This window comes from Cupriavidus basilensis OR16 (assembly GCF_000243095.1).
GTDB lineage: Bacteria > Pseudomonadota > Gammaproteobacteria > Burkholderiales > Burkholderiaceae > Cupriavidus > Cupriavidus basilensis_D.
Window position 1 is genome coordinate 1 of sequence record NZ_AHJE01000224.1, and the last position, 1572, is coordinate 1572.

A 1572-nucleotide genomic window follows, 5' to 3' on the forward strand; every position below is an offset into this window, starting at 1 on the left:
GAGCCGCCGATGATCACCGTGAACTTCGGCACCTGCGCGGTCGCCACCGCCGTCACCATCTTGGCGCCGTTGCGGGCAATGCCTTCGTTCTCGTACTTGCGGCCCACCATGAAGCCGGTGATGTTCTGCAGGAACACCAGCGGGATCTTGCGCTGGCAGCACAGTTCGATAAAGTGCGCGCCTTTGAGCGCGGACTCCGAGAACAGGATGCCGTTGTTGGCGATGATGCCTACCGGATAACCCCAGATCCGCGCAAAGCCGCACACCAGCGTGGTGCCGTAGCGGGCCTTGAACTCGTCGAAGTCCGAGTCGTCCACGATGCGCGCAATGACCTCGCGCACGTCATAGGGCTTGCGCGTGTCGGTAGGGATCACGCCGTACAGCTCCTCCACCGGATAGCGCGGGGGCAGCGGCTTGTGCAAGCGGATCTGGTCCGGCTTGCGGCGGTTCAGGTGCTGCACGATATTGCGCGCGAGCGACAGCGCATGCGCGTCGTTCTGCGCAAAGTAATCGGCCACGCCCGACAGGCGCGTGTGCACATCGGCGCCGCCCAGGTCCTCGGCGGTCACTTCCTCGCCGGTGGCCGCCTTGACCAGCGGCGGGCCACCCAGGAAGATGGTGCCCTGGTTCTTGACGATGATCGACTCATCGCTCATGGCCGGCACATACGCGCCGCCGGCCGTGCACGAACCCATCACCACCGCGATCTGCGGAATGCCTTGCTTGGACAGGTTGGCCTGGTTGTAGAAGATGCGGCCAAAGTGGTCGCGGTCCGGGAACACGTCATCCTGGTTGGGCAGGTTGGCGCCGCCCGAGTCCACCAGGTAGATGCAGGGCAGGTTGTTCTGCTCGGCGATCTCCTGCGCGCGCAGGTGCTTGCGCACGGTGAGGGGGTAGTAGGTGCCGCCCTTGACGGTCGCGTCGTTGCAGACGATCACGCATTCCTGCCCGGCCACGCTGCCGATGCCGGTGATGATGCCAGCGCCCGGCGCGGCATTATCGTACATGTCGTAAGCCGCGAGCTGCGACAGCTCCAGGAACGGCGTGCCCGGATCCAGCAGTTGCTGCACGCGCTCGCGTGGCAGCAGCTTGCCCCGCCCGAGGTGCTTGGCGCGGGCTTCCTCGCCGCCGCCTTCCGCTAGCTTGGCGATCTTCGCCTTGAGGTCGGCGACCAGCGACTGCATGGCGTCGGCATTGGCGCGGAAGGACTCCGAGCGCGCATTGAGTTTGGTTTCGAGCGTGGGCATAGGGTGTCGGATCTCGGGTCTTTGTTCTTGTGGCTTGCGCTACGGGCGCGTGGACTTGGGCCGGATGCTCATGCCGTTTCGGCGTAGAGCTCGCGCCCGATCAGCATGCGGCGGATTTCCGAGGTGCCCGCGCCGATCTCGTACAGCTTGGCATCACGCCACAGGCGGCCCACCGGATACTCGTTGATATAGCCGTTGCCGCCCAGGATCTGCACGGATTCGCCTGCCATCCAGGTGGCCTTCTCGGCGGTGTACAGGATCACCGCGGCGCAGTCCTTGCGCACCTGGCGCACGTGCCCGGTGCCCGAGCGAATCCAGGTTCTTC

General features: G+C 65.4%; 2 protein-coding genes. Both read right to left on the reverse strand.

The genetic code is table 11. The features are described 5' to 3' along the window. On the reverse strand, positions 1 to 1247 hold a 1247-nt coding region (locus OR16_RS38285), incomplete at its 3' end, for a carboxyl transferase domain-containing protein (RefSeq protein ID WP_006164699.1). A gap of 68 nt (positions 1248 to 1315) precedes the next feature. Further along, on the reverse strand, positions 1316 to 1572 hold a 257-nt coding region (locus tag OR16_RS38290), incomplete at its 5' end, for an acyl-CoA dehydrogenase family protein (protein ID WP_006164700.1).